The sequence below is a fragment of the Vibrio sp. 1CM24A genome (assembly GCF_023161725.1).
In the GTDB taxonomy this organism is placed as follows: Bacteria; Pseudomonadota; Gammaproteobacteria; order Enterobacterales; family Vibrionaceae; genus Vibrio; species Vibrio coralliirubri.
In genome coordinates this window covers 1-435 of record NZ_JALNTS010000029.1, presented here as the reverse complement: position 1 = coordinate 435, position 435 = coordinate 1, and the positions used below count along the sequence as shown (strand labels likewise).

Annotated in this window: 1 tRNA gene; it reads left to right on the top strand. The window is 39.5% G+C overall.

What is annotated here, in order from left to right:
- Positions 1–76 (top strand) — tRNA-Glu (locus tag MSG38_RS23955).
- Positions 77–435: the final 359 nt, after the last annotated feature.

The following is a 435-nucleotide window of genomic DNA, read 5'->3' as shown; positions in this document are numbered from 1 at the left end:
GTCCCGTTCGTCTAGAGGCCTAGGACACCGCCCTTTCACGGCGGTAACAGGGGTTCGACTCCCCTACGGGATACCATCTTTAAGCACATTTATTTAAGTGTTTTTAAAAATGGTTCAATTTATTGAATCAAGCTCTTTAACAATTTGGAAAGCTGACTGATTGATTTACTTACGAGTAATTCAATCAAATTTAAAAGTTCTCAATGTTTATCTTTCATTAGATAAACACAACAAACACATTCAAGTGTCTTGTATTCGATTCAAACTTGTTTGAATCACAATTGAGTCCGGCAAACAGTCATTAAGAATTAACCCTTCTTGATGACAACCAAAAACCTTGGTTAGTTGCCATACACTAAGACCCTTTCGGGTTGTATGGTTAAGTGACTAAGCGTACACGGTGGATGCCTTGGCAGTCAGAGGCGATGAAAGGCG